The 16,745-nt window shown below is 64.2% G+C and carries 16 protein-coding genes and 1 tRNA gene; 10 read left to right on the top strand and 7 right to left on the bottom strand.

Annotated elements, in window-relative coordinates; genetic code table 11:
• Positions 1-121: 121 nt before the first annotated feature.
• Positions 122-379, top strand: a complete 258-nt coding sequence (locus AX703_RS03745; protein WP_062342716.1) for a TonB-dependent receptor — start codon at positions 122-124, stop codon at positions 377-379.
• A 36-nt stretch (positions 380-415) separates the two neighbouring features.
• Here the strand turns inward: AX703_RS03745 and AX703_RS03740 are convergent, their stop codons facing one another.
• The 3 genes from AX703_RS03740 to AX703_RS03730 form a co-directional block, all read right to left on the bottom strand.
• Positions 416-1,510: a helix-turn-helix transcriptional regulator gene (locus AX703_RS03740; RefSeq protein ID WP_156451902.1), complete on the bottom strand. Its 1,095-nt coding sequence runs from the start codon at positions 1,508-1,510 to the stop codon at positions 416-418.
• A 126-nt stretch (positions 1,511-1,636) separates the two neighbouring features.
• Positions 1,637-2,278 carry a maleylacetoacetate isomerase gene (gene maiA, locus AX703_RS03735; protein WP_197423602.1) on the bottom strand — a complete coding sequence of 214 codons (642 nt, stop codon included), beginning with the start codon at positions 2,276-2,278 and terminating at the stop codon, positions 1,637-1,639.
• Positions 2,279-2,420: 142 nt separating this feature from the next.
• A tRNA-Ser gene (locus tag AX703_RS03730) sits at positions 2,421-2,513 on the bottom strand.
• A gap of 219 nt (positions 2,514-2,732) precedes the next feature.
• Between AX703_RS03730 and AX703_RS03725 the strand changes: the two genes are divergently transcribed.
• Together AX703_RS03725 and AX703_RS03720 are read left to right on the top strand one after the other, a co-directional pair.
• A complete protein-coding gene (locus AX703_RS03725; RefSeq protein WP_062342730.1) occupies positions 2,733-3,524 on the top strand; it encodes a DUF1134 domain-containing protein in 792 nt (263 codons plus the stop codon).
• Between the two features lie 124 nt (positions 3,525-3,648).
• Positions 3,649-4,818, top strand: a complete 1,170-nt coding sequence (locus AX703_RS03720; protein WP_062342713.1) for an amino acid aminotransferase — start codon at positions 3,649-3,651, stop codon at positions 4,816-4,818.
• A 63-nt stretch (positions 4,819-4,881) separates the two neighbouring features.
• Here the strand turns inward: AX703_RS03720 and AX703_RS03715 are convergent, their stop codons facing one another.
• Positions 4,882-5,802 carry an SDR family NAD(P)-dependent oxidoreductase gene (locus AX703_RS03715; RefSeq protein WP_062342711.1) on the bottom strand — a complete coding sequence of 307 codons (921 nt, stop codon included), beginning with the start codon at positions 5,800-5,802 and terminating at the stop codon, positions 4,882-4,884.
• Positions 5,799-6,719 carry an SDR family NAD(P)-dependent oxidoreductase gene (locus AX703_RS03710; protein ID WP_062342708.1) on the bottom strand — a complete coding sequence of 307 codons (921 nt, stop codon included), beginning with the start codon at positions 6,717-6,719 and terminating at the stop codon, positions 5,799-5,801. Before AX703_RS03710 ends, AX703_RS03715 begins: the two co-directional genes overlap by 4 nt.
• 172 nt (positions 6,720-6,891) lie before the next feature.
• Here AX703_RS03710 and AX703_RS03705 point away from each other — a divergent pair, with 172 nt between their 5' ends.
• The 6 genes from AX703_RS03705 (at position 6,892) to AX703_RS03680 (ending at position 14,148) form a co-directional block, all read left to right on the top strand.
• Complete coding sequence (locus AX703_RS03705; RefSeq protein WP_062342706.1) at positions 6,892-8,283, top strand: MFS transporter; 1,392 nt, start codon at positions 6,892-6,894, stop codon at positions 8,281-8,283.
• A 60-nt stretch (positions 8,284-8,343) separates the two neighbouring features.
• Positions 8,344-9,084 carry a nuclear transport factor 2 family protein gene (locus AX703_RS03700; protein ID WP_039331973.1) on the top strand — a complete coding sequence of 247 codons (741 nt, stop codon included), beginning with the start codon at positions 8,344-8,346 and terminating at the stop codon, positions 9,082-9,084.
• A gap of 57 nt (positions 9,085-9,141) precedes the next feature.
• A complete protein-coding gene (locus AX703_RS03695; RefSeq protein ID WP_062342704.1) occupies positions 9,142-10,572 on the top strand; it encodes an NAD-dependent succinate-semialdehyde dehydrogenase in 1,431 nt (476 codons plus the stop codon).
• Positions 10,573-10,660: 88 nt separating this feature from the next.
• Positions 10,661-11,335 carry a DUF2490 domain-containing protein gene (locus tag AX703_RS03690; RefSeq protein ID WP_062342702.1) on the top strand — a complete coding sequence of 225 codons (675 nt, stop codon included), beginning with the start codon at positions 10,661-10,663 and terminating at the stop codon, positions 11,333-11,335.
• 37 nt (positions 11,336-11,372) lie between these two features.
• Complete coding sequence (locus tag AX703_RS03685; protein WP_062342700.1) at positions 11,373-12,428, top strand: amidohydrolase family protein; 1,056 nt, start codon at positions 11,373-11,375, stop codon at positions 12,426-12,428.
• A gap of 139 nt (positions 12,429-12,567) precedes the next feature.
• Positions 12,568-14,148, top strand: a complete 1,581-nt coding sequence (locus AX703_RS03680; protein WP_062342695.1) for an MFS transporter — start codon at positions 12,568-12,570, stop codon at positions 14,146-14,148.
• Between the two features lie 98 nt (positions 14,149-14,246).
• Here the strand turns inward: AX703_RS03680 and AX703_RS03675 are convergent, their stop codons facing one another.
• Together AX703_RS03675 and AX703_RS03670 are read right to left on the bottom strand one after the other, a co-directional pair.
• Positions 14,247-14,708, bottom strand: a complete 462-nt coding sequence (locus AX703_RS03675) for a DUF3237 domain-containing protein (RefSeq protein WP_039331805.1) — start codon at positions 14,706-14,708, stop codon at positions 14,247-14,249.
• Positions 14,705-16,189 carry a carotenoid oxygenase family protein gene (locus AX703_RS03670; RefSeq protein ID WP_062342694.1) on the bottom strand — a complete coding sequence of 495 codons (1,485 nt, stop codon included), beginning with the start codon at positions 16,187-16,189 and terminating at the stop codon, positions 14,705-14,707. Before AX703_RS03670 ends, AX703_RS03675 begins: the two co-directional genes overlap by 4 nt.
• Positions 16,190-16,257: 68 nt before the next feature.
• On the opposite strand from AX703_RS03670, the gene AX703_RS03665 reads away from it, so the two are divergent.
• Complete coding sequence (locus AX703_RS03665) at positions 16,258-16,731, top strand: MarR family winged helix-turn-helix transcriptional regulator (protein ID WP_039331808.1); 474 nt, start codon at positions 16,258-16,260, stop codon at positions 16,729-16,731.
• Positions 16,732-16,745 lie beyond the last annotated feature (14 nt).

Raw genomic sequence — 16,745 nt, 5'->3', positions numbered from 1 at the left:
CACGCGCCGAACCGCAAGATATTGCTGGAATTGAGAAACTTCTGAATCAGGCACTAACCTCTATGCGCCGCGCTGGACATGGGGCGGCGGCGTCGAATACGAGATCCCGCTTGGCGGGGAAATGTCGCTGACGCCGCGGGTGAACTATGCCTACGTCGGGGAGCAGTTCACCTACATCGGCTATTCACCGCTTTCGGATCGCCTCAACCCGCGCGGCCTGCTTTCGGCGATCGTCACTCTCAGGATCAACGACAGGCTGAAGCTCGAGGCCTGGGGCACGAACCTGACGAACAAGGACTATATCACCGGCCAACTGAACTCGAACGAGTTCTACGGTGCGCCGCGCGAGTACGGAGTCAAGCTCAACGTCACCTTCTAACGCCCGGGTGCCGGAGCGGATGGCCCGCTCCGGCCTCTACAGCCTGGCGAGGGACTGGCACACCTGCCGCACCAGGTCGGCCTGTCTTCCGACGCCCGCCTTGGCCAGCGCGCTCTTGAGTTGCATGCGCGCCGTACCCTCGGCAATGCCGCGATGCGCCGCGTAGTCCTTGACCGTCATCCCCCCGACGAGGTGCGCGGTCAACGTGGCCTCGGCCATTGTCAGTCCGAACAGGCTGGCCACTTCGGACGCATCGATCCGGGGAGCCGTGCCGGGCGAGCACAGCGCCAGCAAGGCCAGTTTTCGCCCCCACTTGCGCTTGTCTGCCGCATCGCGGCGCAGCACGCGCAAATGAAGGACTTCGGCCGGCTGCTCACCGGGCACGCGGCAGGTATCACCCAGCGTCCCTGCGATCGCGGCGCGGACAACCCCGGCGGCTTCGCTTGCGCCAAACTGCAATCGGCCGCCTATTTGCCTGACCTGCGGCAAGGCATCGATAAGCGCCTCGGCAGCAGCGTTCATCCAGTGGATTCCCAGATCGGCGTCACAGGCGAGCAGCGCCAGGCTGGTCGAATCCATGAAGGCCTCGGCGACCGAAAGACGCGCCTCGTATCCTGCCATGCTGGTCACCAATCGCGAGACCTGCCGAAAATGCGGCAGCAGCAGGTTGAGGAAGCGCAGGTCCTCCTCGGTCATGTCGCGCCCGTCGCCGGCGTGGCGATGAAAGATCAGCGTCGTGTGTTCGCCCGGCACGGTCTTGCAGCCGAGCCAGAAACCGGCGCCGAGGCCGCAGCCTGCAAGACCGCGCCTGAGCGCCTCCCGGTCGCTTGCCGTCAGGGCAATGCAGCGCAAGTCGCTTTCGATCTCGTCCTGTCCGCGCGGTTCGGTATCGCGGCGAAACCGCGGGTTGAGCGGTGAATTCGCCCATGCGTCATGGGTTTCGGCTTCCTGGGTGGACCAGGTGTCACGCAGGCTTGTGACCGGCACCAGATCGTCCCCGTCCGTCACCAGCCGCTGAAACACCGCGCTTGCTACGCCAAGGCGCACTTTGATCGCGTCGAGGACTTCAGTCCAGCGAGCATCCTCGCCGACCGCGCCGTACATGGCCGCAACGAGATCGTTGTCGCTCACCCTTGGCCCGCACTCCTCTTCGCTCTGCCCGCCGTTTTCGATTTCAGGGCTTGCCGCGGCTGTAACCGACTTTGCGATGCGGCGATACGGTTTCCGCTACGCCGTCGACCGCGCCATGCCGCTGCGTCACGACGGCGCATCAGGCTGCCGTTCCGGCGCCGCAGACGCGAATGCGGCAAGCTTCATGCATTCCCCTTCGATCGCTGCGATCCTTCCGAAGTCGAACCTTGCGCCAAAGCGGCGTGCATTGCCCAGTTGCGGAACCAGCACCACGTCGGCCAGCGTAAGCTGATCGCCAAAGCAGTAGGGGCCTGTGAAGTCCGCGATGAGAGTGGCAAAGGCACTGAGGCCGCTTTCGATGACCTCCGCTGCCCAGGCATTGGTCTCGCTTTCCGTCATGCCACGCCGACGCAACATCTTGAGCACCTTCAGGTTCTGGACCGGGTGGATGTCGCAGGCGATGACTTGCGCGGCGGCGCGTACCCGGGCGCGCTCGAGAGGCGTTGACGGCAGGAGCGGGGGATGGGGATGCAACTCGTCCAGATATTCGCAGATGGCAAGGCTCTGGGTCAGGACCGCGCCATCGCTCACCAGCGCGGGCACGAACCCTTGCGGGTTGAGCGCGAGGTAGGCTGGCGCCTGCTGATCGCCCGCCCGCAAATCATGCGCAACGCCCTGCCATTCCAGCCCCTTCAGCCCAAGCGCGATGCGTACCCGCCACGTCGCCGTAGAGCGCCAGAAACCATGCAGGATCAGAGTATCAGTCATGAGTCGGTCCACCAGTCATGCTGGTGGTATCGCCCAGGACCGTGCCGGATGCCATCCCGCGTTGATCACCAAGCCGCTCAGCAAGGCCGCCCGGTCCGGGTGTTCATCACGGTCTGGAGGGGCTTGCGGCATTTACGCATAATGGCGGAGACGGAGGGATTCGAACCCTCGGTACCGGATTTACCAGTACGACGGTTTAGCAAACCGTTGGTTTCAGCCACTCACCCACGTCTCCGGATCGCAGCGGCGAGGGCGCGCTATAACGAGGGTTGTGGGGGGCGGCAAGGGGCTGTCGGGCAAAAATCCGGCCAAATCGAAAATCATGCCGCGCAGGCGGTTCGGCGCGTTTTGGACTCGGCTCATCGCCGGTTCATTGTCGTGGGCCCAGCCTTGGATTCTGCTTGAAGGGCAGGGGTGCGCAAATGCGTGCGAAGATCGGGACGGACGGGAATTCATGATTACGATGTCGAAAGCGCGCACCTTGGTAACCGGCCTTGCCGCTTGCCTTGCGCTCACCGCCAACGCCGCTTTGGCGCAGGTCCAGACAGTTGATCCCAATTCCGTGATCGACGGTGACCTTGCACCCCAGTCCAATGCACCGGCCTCGACGCCAACGCCCGCAGCAGTGCCCGCCGGTGCGGAAGCGGGTTCGCTTCCGGCGCTCCCGGCCGATGCCCCGCCGCCGTCGACGCAGCCCTATCAGCCTCCTGCACCTGCCACGCCGCAGGGCACAGTCGCCGCATCACCTCAGGCAGCAACCGGATCGACCTACAAGGACGATGACCTGATCGGCGCCGCCGAAGGCGTGTTCGGCAAGGGCGCTGCTGGCCTGGCCGACGTGATCAAGGACCTGCTCAAGAAGCAGGGCGAACCCAACGCCTACATCGTCGGCCGCGAAGCCGGTGGTGCGCTGGTTGTCGGCTTGCGCTACGGCTCGGGCACGCTGCACCACAAGGTCGAGGGTGAGCGCCCGGTCTACTGGACCGGCCCGTCGATCGGCTTCGACGCGGGCGCCAATGCTGCCAGCACCTTCGTTCTGGTCTACAATCTGTTCGACAGCGAGGAGCTGTACAAGCGCTTCCCCGCGGGCGAGGGCCAAGCCTACCTCGTTGGCGGTTTCCACGTCAGCTATCTGCGCAAGGGCGACACCGTGCTGATTCCCGTCCGCTCGGGGGCAGGACTGCGCCTTGGCATCAACGGCGGCTACATGAAGTTCTCGCGCAAGCAGAACTGGTTCCCGTTCTGACGGTTTCACGCAATATCGCTGCAAATTGTCTCCCGCATACCTTATAATTGAAATGTAGGGTTGCCCCCGAGGCCTTCCGGCGGCATGGAGCCGCCGCAATTTGCTCCCCGCAAAGGAAGGCCTCATGCTCGAAAATCTTGCCGCCCAGCCCGCCGACGCACTTCTGGCGCTGATCAAGCTCCACAATGCCGATCCGCGCGCTGACAAGATTGACCTCGGCGTGGGCGTCTACCGCACGGCCGAGGGCGACACGCCGGTGTTCAAGGCGATCAAGGCCGCCGAGGCCAGGTTGCTCGAAACGCAGGATTCCAAGGCCTACCTCGGCCCTGAAGGCGACATGGGCTTTGTCCACGCGCTGATCCCCTACGTCTTCGGCAAGGACTTCGACCGTTCGAAGGTTGAAGGGATGCAGGCTCCGGGCGGCACGGGTGCCGTGCGCCTTGCCATAGAGGTGGCCAAGCGTTCGGGCGTCAAGCGCGTATGGATGGGCACGCCCTCGTGGCCCAACCACGCCCAGATCATCGCGGCTGTGGGTGTCGAGCTGAAGACCTTCAGCCACATGACTGCCGATGGCTTTGCCGATCTCGACGCGCTCAAGGCTGCGCTCGCCCAGGCTGAGCCGGGCGATGCCGTCCTCCTTCACGGCTGCTGCCACAACCCGACCGGCGTCGACTACACCGACGCGCAGTGGGACGAGATCGCCCCGCTGCTGGTCGAGCGCAAGGTTCTGCCGATCCTTGACCTTGCCTACCAGGGCCTGGGCTATGGCATGGAGGCCGACGCCTATGGCCTGCGCGAGGTTCTCTCGGTCGTTCCCGAAGCGCTGGTCGCCTACTCATGCGACAAGAACTTCGGTCTCTACCGCGATCGCGTCGGCGCGTTCTATGCCGTCACGTCTGACGCTACCGCGCTCGCCAATGCCATGGCCAACGGTGCGACGATCGCCCGCGCTTCGTGGTCGATGCCGCCCGATCACGGTGCCGCTGCGGTTCGCCTGATCCTCGCCGACGAAAGCCTGACCGCGATGTGGCTGGCCGAGCTTGACGAGATGCGCGATCGCATGCGCTGGGTGCGTGATCGCCTCGCCGCCGCGCAGCAGGTCGGTCCGATCAGCATGGCGCCGCTGGGCGTGCAGAACGGCCTGTTCTCGATGCTGCCGCTGAACGGCGAACAGATCCTCGCCATCCGCGAGAAGCACGGCGTCTACATGGCAGGTTCGGGCCGCATCAACATTGCCGGCCTGACCACCGGCAATATCGACAAGTTCGTCGAGGCCCTGCGCGACGTCGCCTGAAGCGGCACGCCTGGTTCAACGAGAAAGGGCGGGGCCTCGCGGCTCCGCCCTATTCGTTTGCGCTCAGAAATCCGCAGCCCTTGACTGCCGCCGCGCTTCGGCAAAGCTGTCGGCGCGGAACTTCTCGAAGGCCACCCGCCGGTCATATCCGGGGTCCTTCGGATAGTCCTGATACTCGGCGATGATCTCGTCGAATATCTCGCGCACTTCTTCGTTGTGGTCGGGGTGCGAGAAGATGTGCAGGCGGTTGGCCTTCATCGCCTCGATCACGCGGGCACCGATCACGTCGGGCTCCATGCCGAATTCGTGCAGGCCCTGCAGCCGCTCCACCGCACTAGGATCGACCGGCTTCATCGCGCCCTTCAGCGCCTCGGGCCGCACGTCGTCGCTGGCATAGATGTAGCTCTTCACCAGGCCCGGACACAGCACCGAGACGCCGATCTGATACTTCAGCAGCGAATAGTGCAGCGATTCCGAAAGCCCGCGCACCGCGAACTTGGTGGTGTTGTAGATGCCGGGGCTGCCCGCCGCGAGAAATGCCGCCATCGAGGCGGTGTTCACCACGTGACCGCCCTTCTGCTCGCCCGCCTTCACGCGCTCCACCATGCGCGGCACAAAGGTCATCACCCCGTTGATCACGCCGTGGAGGTTGACGCCCAGCAGCCAGTCCCAGTCGTCGTAGGAGGACTCCTCGATCGGCTGGAACAGGTTCACCCCGGCATTGTTGCACAGGATCGAAACCGGCCCGAACTTCGCCTCGACCTCGTCCGCCGCAGCCTTGAAGCCATCGCGGCTGGCGACGTCCAGCTGCACGCCCATGACCTCGCGATTGTCGAGTGACGCCAGCGCCTTGTCGATCGAATCCTGCCGGATATCGGCAATGGCGACCTTGCACCCCTCGTTCAGCAGCTGGCGGACGAGCCCGATGCCCACGCCGTTCGCGCCTCCGGTGACGAAGGCGGTGCGTCCTGCGAAGTCCTTCACTTGGCGCGCCCTTCCTTCAGCCTGTTCTGCCGCGCGATCTCCTCGGTGATCGCGGGGTTGCGGAACAGCATGGCGAAAGTCTGCTTGTATTCCGGGTTCTCGGGCAGGTGGGTCTGCACCGCTGCCGTCGTGGCAAGGCCGCGCTCTTCCACGCCGGTCAGGAACTCGGAGTGGGTGAGGATATAGAGCTCGTCATTGAGGATGCCCTCCAGAACGCGTTCGCCCACCTGCTCCTTGGTCTGGTACAGATGCATGAAGTTGCCGCCCGATGCGCGGCGCTTGTCGGCCTCGGCATAGCCGGTGTCGGCCAGATCGGCCGGCCGCGTCTTGGCAGCATCGGCGATGTTCGATTGCACCGCGCCCGGGCAGAAGGCGCTGCAGATCACGCCGCGCGGTTCCAGTTCCGGGCGCATGCACTCCATCATCGAGGTGACCGCCGCCTTGCCCGACGAATAGATCGTGGTCATCCCCACCGGCACCAGCGCGCTCATCGATGCGGTGCAGACGATGTGCCCGCCTTCGCCATGGGCAAGGATGCGCGGCAGGATGGTGACGATGCCGTTGATCGTGCCGCCCACGTTCACGCCCATGACCCAGTCCCAGTCGGCAAAGGTCGCCAGTTCCGTCGGCCCGACAACGGCAACGCCTGCATTGTTCACCAGAATGTGGATCTTGCCGAATTTCGCCTCGACCGAATCGGCTACGGTCGCGAACTGCTCGCGGTTGGTCACGTCCAGCTTCACCGCCAGCACGCGCTCGCCTCCGGCCAGCTCCTCGACCGCCGAATCGAGGTGATCCTGCCGGATGTCGGCGATGGTCACGTTCATCCCGGCACCCAGCAGCGCCTTGGCGATGCCGAGGCCGATGCCGCTGGCGCCGCCCGTCACGAATGCTGTCTTGCCCGGCAGATTCTGCATCAGATCCTCTCCATTCCTCGTCGTCCGCCGCCACGTTTCGGTGGCGGGGAATCATTTTTCACCTTGTGTATTCACCAGCGCGAATTTGTATGCAAGACTAACAATATCGCTGCTTCGAAAAGGTCTGGCAAAGGACCGTCCCGAGAGCGGGCACGGCGAGAGAGGAGAGCACATGGCAGGTGTCGCAGTCACGGCAGTTCCCGAAGGCGGCGTTCAGCATGAACGTGCCGAGCATCCGGCAAGCGCAGCCTACTGGGCCCTGTTCGTCATCGTCCTGGCGACGTTCCTGACGTTCTTCGACGCGATCACTTTCGGCATGCTGGCAGAGCGGATCAAGCACGATTTCGGCCTCACTGATTCGCAGCTCGGGTTCCTCGCCGGGCCCGCCAGCATCATCTGCTACCTGTTCGTCGGCATTCCGCTGGCGCGCCTGGCTGACATCTATCCGCGCAAGTACGTGCTTGGCGCAGGTGCCGCGCTTGTCGGAGTGATCATATCGGCAGGCGGTCTTGCTCAAAGCTTCGGCCAGTTCGTCGGCAGCCGGATATTCCTTGCTGCCGGCGGTTCCGCCCATGCGCCCGCGTCCTACTCACTGCTTGCCGATGCCTTTCCGCCCAGGAAGCTCACCCGCGCCTTTGCGCTCCTGCAGTTCGGCTTCATCGGCGGCACAACCCTTGGTCCGCTCATCGGCGGCATGCTGGTGATGATGACCGCGCCGTGGGGGCCGACTCACCTCGGCCCGCTGACGATCCTCGGCTGGCAGTGGATCCTGATATTCATGGGTATCCCTTCGCTCCTCGTCGGCCTGCTGTTCCTGACGATCAAGGAGCCCCCGCGCATGGCCCCTGCGGCTGACGCGCCGATGGTCCCGGTCAATGCCACGTTCGGGCGCAAGGTGCTGACCTTCATGGGGCTGGATGCCTTTCGCGCGATCAATGCCAAGCCGCGCGTCTATTATCCGCTGTTCGGCGCGCTGGCCCTCAGCGCGGTCGAAACCTTCGGCCTGCAGTTCTGGCGCGTGCCCTTCATGATCCGCACCTTTGGCTGGAATGAAGGGCAGATCGGTGCAGCACTCGGCATCACGGTGCTGATCGCCTCGCTGTCGGGCCTGCTGCTTGGCGGCCTGTTCGTCGAATGGCTGGCCAAGCGCTACAAGGACGCAAACGTCCGCGCCGCCACTTGCTGCGCGGCCGGCGTCACCGTCTGCACCATCACTGCCATCCTGATGCCTACGGCCTGGGGTTCGCTGATCATGTTCGGGCTTTCGGGCATGTTCGGCATCGCCGGCGCCGTGCCGCAGAACGCCGCGGTCCAGCGCGTCGCACCCAACGACATGCGCGGACAAGTGACCGCCTTCTACCTGTTCATGTTCACCTTCTTCGGTGCGATGGGCAGCTACGTCGTGGGCAAGGTGCAGGACGTTCTGATCGGCGATCCCACCCAGTTGTGGAAGGCCCTGCTGATCACCGCCAGCGTGCTCATGCCACTCGCGACTTTCCTGATGTTCAAGGCAATTCGCCCCTATCGCGAGGAAGTGGAGCGTCTGGAGGCAATGGGGCGTTGACAGGACTCGCACAGCTCGTCAGATTGTTAGTAAGACTTACAAAATATAAGGGAGTTGGACGTGTCCGATAACAGCCAGATTGCCGCGCTCGAAAGCCGCCTGAACGATCTCGAAAAGCGCCTGACGGTGCGCGAGGATGAGCTTGATATCCGCAAGCTGCAGCATCTCTACGGCTACCTGATCGACAAGTGCATGTATAACGAGACGGTCGACCTGTTCACCGACGATGGCGAAGTGCGCTTCTTCGGCGGCGTGTGGAAAGGCAAGGAAGGCGTTCGCCGCCTCTATGTCGAACGCTTCCAGAAGCGCTTCACCTACGGCAACAACGGCCCGATCGATGGCTTCCTGCTCGATCACCCGCAGTTGCAGGACATCATCAACATCCAGCCCGATGGCGTCACCGCGCTGGGCCGCGCCCGCTCGATGATGCAGGCCGGCCGCCACAAGGACTACGAAGGCGATGCCCCGCACCTCAAGGCGCGCCAGTGGTGGGAAGGCGGCATCTACGAGAACACCTACAAGAAGGTGGACGGCGTGTGGCGGATGCACATCCTCAACTACATGCCGATCTGGCACGCCGATTTCGAAAGCGGCTGGGCCAACACCCCGCACGAATACGTGCCGTTCCCCAAGGTGACCTATCCGGAAGACCCGACCGGCCCGGACGAGCTGATCACCGATCACTGGCTGTGGCCCACGCACAAGCTCAACGCCTTCCACATGAAGCACCCGGTCACGGGTGAGGAAATGGTGGCGCAGCGCTGGCAGGGTGACATCGACCGCGAGAACGCGCGCGGCTAAACGAATGCTGGCGGGGGCCATCTCCTCCCGGCCCCCGTCGGCAACCATGGATTGGCAATGACCACTTATCCCACGCTTCACATGATCATCGATGGCGAGCGCATTTCCGGCGCAGGCCGCCGTACCCACGCCGTCGTAAATCCCGCCACCGGCGAGACCATCGGCGAGCTGCCGCTGGCCGAAGCCGCCGATCTCGATCGCGCGCTTGAAGTTGCCGCCAGGGGCTTCCGCATCTGGCGCGAAAGCACGCCGCAACAGCGTGCTGCCGTGCTCCAGGGCGCGGCGCGTCTGATGATGGAGCGGCAGGAGGACCTCGCCCGCATCGCCACGATGGAAGAGGGCAAGACCCTGCCCGAGGCGCGCATCGAAGTTCTGATGAACGTCGGTCTGTTCAATTTCTACGCCGGCGAAGTCTTCCGCATCTATGGCCGCACGCTGGTCCGCCCCGCCGGACAGCGCAGCACGATCACCCACGAACCCGTCGGCCCTGTCGCTGCCTTCGCGCCATGGAACTTCCCGCTCGGCAATCCAGGTCGCAAGCTCGGCGCGCCCATCGCCGCTGGCTGCTCGGTCATCCTCAAGGCTGCAGAAGAAACGCCCGCTTCGGCCCTTGGCGTGCTCCAGTGCCTGCTCGATGCCGGGCTGCCCAAGGAAGTGGCGCAGGCCGTGTTCGGCGTACCCGATGAAGTCAGCCGCCACCTGCTCGGCTCGCCCGTCATCCGCAAGCTGTCGTTCACCGGCTCGACCGTTGTCGGCAAGCACCTCATGCGCCTTGCCGCCGACAACATGCTGCGCACGACAATGGAATTGGGCGGCCATGGCCCGGTTCTGATCTTCGGCGATGCCGATGTGGACAAGGCCCTCGATACGATGGCCGCGTCAAAGTACCGCAATGCGGGGCAAGTCTGCGTCAGCCCCACACGCTTCATCGTCGAGGAGAACGTCTTCGAACGCTTCCGCGACGGCTTTGCCGAGCGCGTCGGCCGCATCAAGGTCGGCAACGGCCTTGAGGACGGCTCCCAGATGGGCCCGATGGCCAACGCCCGCCGACCCGAGGCGATGGACCGCCTGATCGGCGATGCTGTCACGCGCGGCGCCCGCACCCACACCGGTGGTGAGCGCATCGGCAATGCGGGCTACTTCTACGCGCCCACAGTCCTCTCCGAAGTCCCGCTCGACGCGGCCATCATGAACGAAGAGCCGTTCGGCCCGGTCGCCTTGATCAACCCCTTCAGCGGCGAAGAGGCGATGATCACCGAGGCCAATCGCTTGCCCTATGGCCTCGCCGCCTATGCCTGGACCGAAAGCGCCTCGCGCCAGAAGCGTCTGGCTCGCGAGATCGAGACCGGCATGTTGGGTCTCAACACCACCATGATCGGCGGCGCGGACTCTCCGTTCGGGGGCGTAAGGTGGTCGGGCCACGGCGCGGAAGACGGCCCCGAAGGCGTGCTCGCCTGCATGGTCACCAAGGCCGTGCACGAAGGCTGAAAGGCAGGCTTTGACGTGTTCTGGAAACCTGCGGGCAACATGCTGATACTAGCGCGAAAGGGTCACCCCCTGTTGCCCGGAGCTTCCCATGCGTCCATCGCGCGCCCTGCTGGCTGCCACCAGCCTCCTGTCCGCGCCCTGCGCCATGGCCGCGCAAGAGGACGAACAGGTCTGGCTGGCCCAGTTCTCGACGATCGAGGTCGGGCAGAAAGTCCTGCTCTTTACCGATGTGCAACTGCGCTTCACCGATGGCGCGGACCGGCTTGGGCAGGTGCTGCTGCGGCCCGCCGTCGGCTATCGCATCACGCCCAGCGACACCCTGTTCCTGGGTTACGCCTATGTCCGCACCGAACCGCTGAACGGCACGCCGACCGACGAGCACCGCATGTTCCAGCAGGCGCTGGTTCGCGTGGTGGGCGGTCCCGGCAGGACTACGGTGACTTCGCGCACGCGTCTCGAACAGCGCTGGCTCGAAGGTCGCTCCGGCATGGGCTGGCGCCTGCGCCAGCAGGTCAGGCTCGATGCGCCGGTGGCCAAGGGCCTCAATGCCATCGCCTGGGCCGAACCCTTCGTCAACCTCGATACCACCGCATGGGGCCAGCGCGCCGGGTTCGACCAGTTGCGCGGCTTTGCCGGGGTGGGCGTGCCCATCGCCAGGGGCATCGCCATCGAGGCGGGATATTCGGGCCAGTACGTCAATCGTTTCAACGTGCCCGATCGCATGAACCACATCGGCAGCCTGTCGCTCACCATCCGCAGATGATGGATCGCAGGCTGCCTTTCCCGGGAAGGAAGCCTGCATGACCACAGAACTCAAGACCGGAGGCGAGCAGGGTTACCTGCGCATCGCTACCGAAGAAGCCTTCGCCACGCGCGAGATCATCGACGTCTACCTGCGCATGATCCGCGATGGCACCGCCGACAAGGGCATGGTCTCGCTCTGGGGCTTCTATGCCACCTCGCCGTCCGAGCGCGCCACCCAGATTCTCGAGCGCCTGCTCGATCTGGGTGAGCGCCGCATCGCCGACATGAATGCCACCGGCATCGACAAGGCAATCCTCGCGCTGACCTCGCCCGGTGTCCAGCCGCTGCTCGATGTCGAAGAGGCAAAGACCCTCGCAGCCCGCGCCAACGACACGCTCGCGGCTGCCTGCGAGAAGTACCCGGACCGCTACATCGGCATGGGCACCGTTGCCCCGCAGGACCCGGAATGGTCGGCTCGCGAAATCCATCGGGGTGCGAAAGAGCTCGGCTTCAAGGGCATCCAGATCAACAGCCACACGCAAGGCCGCTATCTCGACGAGGAGTTCTTCGACCCGATCTTCCGCGCCCTCGTCGAGGTTGACCAGCCGCTCTACATCCACCCCGCCACGTCACCGGATTCGATGATCGATCCGATGCTCGAAGCCGGGCTCGATGGCGCGATCTTCGGCTTCGGCGTTGAAACCGGCATGCACCTGCTGCGCCTCATCACCATCGGCATCTTCGACAAGTACCCGAGCCTGCAGATCATGGTCGGCCATATGGGCGAGGCGCTGCCGTACTGGCTCTACCGCCTCGACTACATGCACCAGGCCGGTGTCCGTTCGCAGCGCTATGAACGCATGAAGCCGCTCAAGAAGACTATCGCCGAATACCTCCAGTCCAACGTCCTCGTCACCAATTCGGGCGTGGCGTGGGAGCCGGCGATCAAGTTCTGCCAGCAGGTCATGGGCGAAGACCGCGTGATGTATGCGATGGACTACCCCTACCAGTACGTCGCCGACGAAGTCCGCGCGATGGATGCGATGGACATGAGCGCTGAAACCAAGAAGAAGTTCTTCCAGACGAATGCGGAGAAGTGGTTCAAGCTGTAAAGTGAAGAAGCCCACCCCCTGACCCCTCCCGCTTGCGGGAGGGGAGTTTCAAGGGCAGTGCTTTCATCTCCCCTCCCGCAAGCGGGAGGGGCTGGGGGTGGGCATTCCAAGGTAGCGAATGAGAACGACGGGAGAGCCAATGACCACCGAACCCCGCCGGCACCTCGCCCCCGGCGCATGGTACGCGCTGATCCTCGTCGCGTTGACCAACGCGATGAGCCTGCTCGACCGCCAGATCCTCGCCATCCTCGCGCCCGCGATCAAGAAGGACCTGGACATCGGCGATGCCGAGATGGGTCTGCTCTATGGCACCGTCTTCGCGCTGTTCTATGCGCTGTTCTCGCTTCCCGTCGGGCGCCTTGCCGATGGCTGGGTGCGCACTCGCCTGCTGGCCATCAGCCTGCTGTTCTGGTCTACCGCAACCGGCCTTGCCGGGTTCGCCTCAAGCTTCGCCATGCTCGCCCTGTCGCGCCTCGGCGTCGGCATTGGCGAGGCGGCGACGGCGCCGGCCGGCACCTCGCTGCTCTATGACTTCTGGCCCAAGCACCGCCGCGGCTTCGTCATGTCCGTCATCGCTTCGGCCATCGCTCTCGGCCTGGGCGGCTCGCTCATCCTGGGTGGCGTCGCCGCGGCATGGTGGGACGCCAGCCATGCGGCGGGCGGGCTCAAGGGCTGGCAATTCGCCTTCCTCGTCGCTGCCGCCCCCGGCTTCGTCCTTGCCGCTTTCGTGTGGATGCTGAAGGAGCCGCAGCGCGGGCAGATGGACGGCATCGAAACCGCACCCGAAGCCCATCCCTTCGCCAGGAGCCTCGCGCTGCTCGGCTCGGTCACCCCCGGCTTTCACTGGATTGGCATGAAGGGCAGGGGCGCCAGCCCCGCCATGGTGCGCGGCAACCTTGTGGCGCTCACCCTCATCGCCGTGGCTGCTTACGCGCTCACGCTGCTGAGCAACGCGATCAGCCCCAAGCCGCCGATGCAACTCGGCAGCATAACGCTCAATCCCCACGCCCTGCAGTGGAGCGTGATCGGCCTCGGCGTCTTCGTCATCGTCAACCTGATGCAGGGTATGAAGCTGGGCGATGCCCAAGCCTTCCGCGTCATCTCCCGCTCGCCCACGGTGATGATGTGCATTGCCGTGGGCACGCTGCAGTCGGTGATCAACTACGGCATGATGGCCTTCAACCCCAGCTTCCTGATCCGCACCTATGGCCTGACCATGCAGGAAACCGCGCTGCAGTTCGGCCTGCTCTCGGCTGCCATGGGCATCATCGGCCCGCTGGCATGGGGCCCGCTGTCCGATTGGTTGAACCAGCGCTTCCCCGGCGCCGGTCGCGCATGGGTCGCCCTGTTCGCGATGGCAGCTTCGCCGGTCATGTCGTTCTGGGTCTATTTCGCCGCCGATCCCGGCAGCTTCTATGCCCGCTTCCTGATCTACAGCTTCATCCTCACCGGCTGGATGCCGCCACTCTATGCGATCATGTACGATCAGGTCCTGCCGCGCATGAGAGGGCTCACCGCCAGCCTCTACCTGCTGGTGATGACGATACTTGGCATGGGCATCGGTCCCTATGTCGTGGGCCTCCTGTCCGACGCCACCGGGTCACTGCGCACTGCGATGCTTTCGATCAACGCCGTGGCGATCCCGATTGCGGTGCTGATGCTGCTGATCGCTCGCCGCGCGCAGCGGGACGAGGCGGGGCTGCTGGCGCGGGCTGCCTGACTAAACTGCGTCCCCGCGCAGGCGGGGACCTCGGTGTTCTTACGAAGCCCTTCCGTAAATCGACTGAGGCCCCCGCCTGCGCGGGGGCGCAGATACCGTCACGTCACCCGCCACACCCAGAGCTTGATCCCCAGCGGATAGCGTGCGCCCGAGCAGACGAATATCGACCGGTTCATCCAGTCATACTTCCCCTTGGGCGCGATGAACTCGGGCACCGTGCGGAAATAATACTCCGCCGGATCGACTTCCTGCCCTGATGCCAGCCGCTGCATGACCTCCGGAGGGCCGTGCCGCAGCCCGCGATTGCGGATCTGGATCACCACCCCGTCATCGGTCTCGAGCGCATAGATCGCATCGGCCACGGTCACCCCGTCAGGCCGCGTCACCTGCCAGTCCGCCGCATTTCCGATCAGCTTGCCCCTGATCAGCGGCCCTTCCACGCGACCGCCGCCGACGATCGGAATGATCCGCCGCGTCCCGTCAAAGGTCTCGCCGATCGCCACCGGCGGCTCCAGCTCGCCGGTAGCCTCATAGACGAACTCGAGGCCCGGTTGGATCACGCAGCCATCTCCTTCTCCACCAGCCCGATCTCATCCGCATTCGCCCAGTTGCCATGCAGGCCGAAGCGCAGGCGGATGGGGATGTGCACTGTGGCCACCGGGCCCTTCTCGATCTCCAGCGCGTCGAAGATCAGCAGGTCGCTGCGCTGCTCTTCCAGCCGGTTGCAAACCTGCACGATCCAGCCGTCGCCTTCGGGAGCATCCTTGGAGCGCGGCACGAAGCACGGTTCCTGCAGGCTCGATACCGGGCCGCACCACCAGTGCTGTTCGCGCCCCGTTTCGAAATCCTTGTGGAACAGGCAGTTCATCAGCAGTCCACCGGCACTGCCACCGCGCAGCTCGACCGGGCGTTTCATGTCCATCTCGAGGAACCAGCCGTGGCGGGTCTTGCGTCCCGCAAAGCGATCGTCGATGCGCGGGAACTCCGACGCCGTGTCCGAAAGCCTCACGATCTCGGCAAAGTCCTCGCCATTGCTTGCCATGTCGACCACCCAGTCCGTCGGGTAGCTCATCGCTTCCATGCCGTTGAACGGTGCACCGTGGACGTCGGGGAAGAACGGGAACATGTTGTTCTTCGCCTCGCACGTCACGAAGTGGACCTTCGTCCCTTCCTGCCAGGCGTTTAGCACGTGGCTGGCAAAGCAGTTGTCGCGTGTGAACCAGCGGATGTCTTCCTGACGCACGTCATCGCGGCGGGGAATGATGCCAAGGTGCACCGGCTTGGTCGTGTCGAAGCCGAAGTGCGGCATGCCCTTTTCCAGGCGGTCCCAGCTGCCGATCGAAGGCACGATGTGCAGCACCAGGTAATCCTCGGTGATGCCGAAGTCATGCATCATGCAGTAGTAGGGCACCTTGAACCACACCTCGCGGATCAGCTCGCCTGTCGGACTCACTTCCATGTAGGTCACATCGTCGGTGCACAGCCCGCTCGCGGCGTAGCCGATGGCGACCATGTTGCCGGTCCTGGGATCGACCTTGGGATGCGCGGTAAAGGTCTGCCCGGTCATCTTGCCGCCGAACTTCTCGAACCCGAACGTCTCCATCGTTGCCGGATCCATTACGAGGGCAGGGGAGTCCTCCTTCATCGCCCACAGCTTGCCGCCAAAGATGAAGGCGTTGGTGTTGGCGGTCGAACGGATCTCGCCCTTGACCGCTTCGTCATCGGTCAGCGGGTTGCGATAGGCGCCGAACAGGGCCTTTCCGGCTGCGTTCTCCAGCTTCCATTTGTCCGTCTTTGCCCAGCGTTGGCGGAAGTCCACCTGGCCGTCATGGATATGAAAGCGGGTGATCATGCCATCGCCATTGAACGCAATGTCGTCGGCAAGACGCGGAGGAAACTGCGGGTCGGGCTGGACGCGATAGAATGCGCCGTTTAACCCTTGCGGAATCGTGCCTTCGTGGGCCAGATCGGCGATATCCGCCTCGATCCGCGATGGCGTGTTGAATCCCGTGAAGCTGGGGGTGTTCGGAAATTGAGCCATGGCATCCTCCTCGCGATATTGTATGTAATGCTAACAATTAGACAAGCGCAATCGTTGGGGGCAGGGCATTGATCAAGGACAAATTCGCCGACGCCATCGCGCCCGTCGGCCACACCGACGAGGATGACGTCGGCGCGATCAACGATATTCTCGGCTTCCACATCCGTCTCGCCCACGGCGCGTGCCTCAGGCATTTCACCGAAACCTTCACCGATCTCGATCTCACGCAGAAGCAGGTGTCGGTGCTCTGGCTGGTCGACGATCACCCCGGCATCGCCCAGACCGATCTGGCGCAGCGCCTGCGGATGGACCGCGCCACGACCATGGCGATCATCAACCGCCTTCAGGCCAAGCATTTCCTGCGGCGTGATCGCTCGCCACGGGACGGGCGCAAGCAGGCGCTGTTCCTCGAGCCCGCTGGCGTCGAAATGCTGGCCCGGGCCAAGCAGGCCATCGGCGAGCACGAGGCCTGGGTGAAAAGCCGCTTTACCGACAAGGAAGTGCGGCAACTCATCGAACTGCTTTCCAGAATCCACGAATAAGTTATATCAGATAG

Source organism: Novosphingobium sp. CCH12-A3, assembly GCF_001556015.1.
Lineage (GTDB): Bacteria > Pseudomonadota > Alphaproteobacteria > Sphingomonadales > Sphingomonadaceae > Novosphingobium > Novosphingobium subterraneum.
Note: the sequence above shows the minus strand (reverse complement) of the source record. Positions and strands in the feature narration are given on the sequence as shown.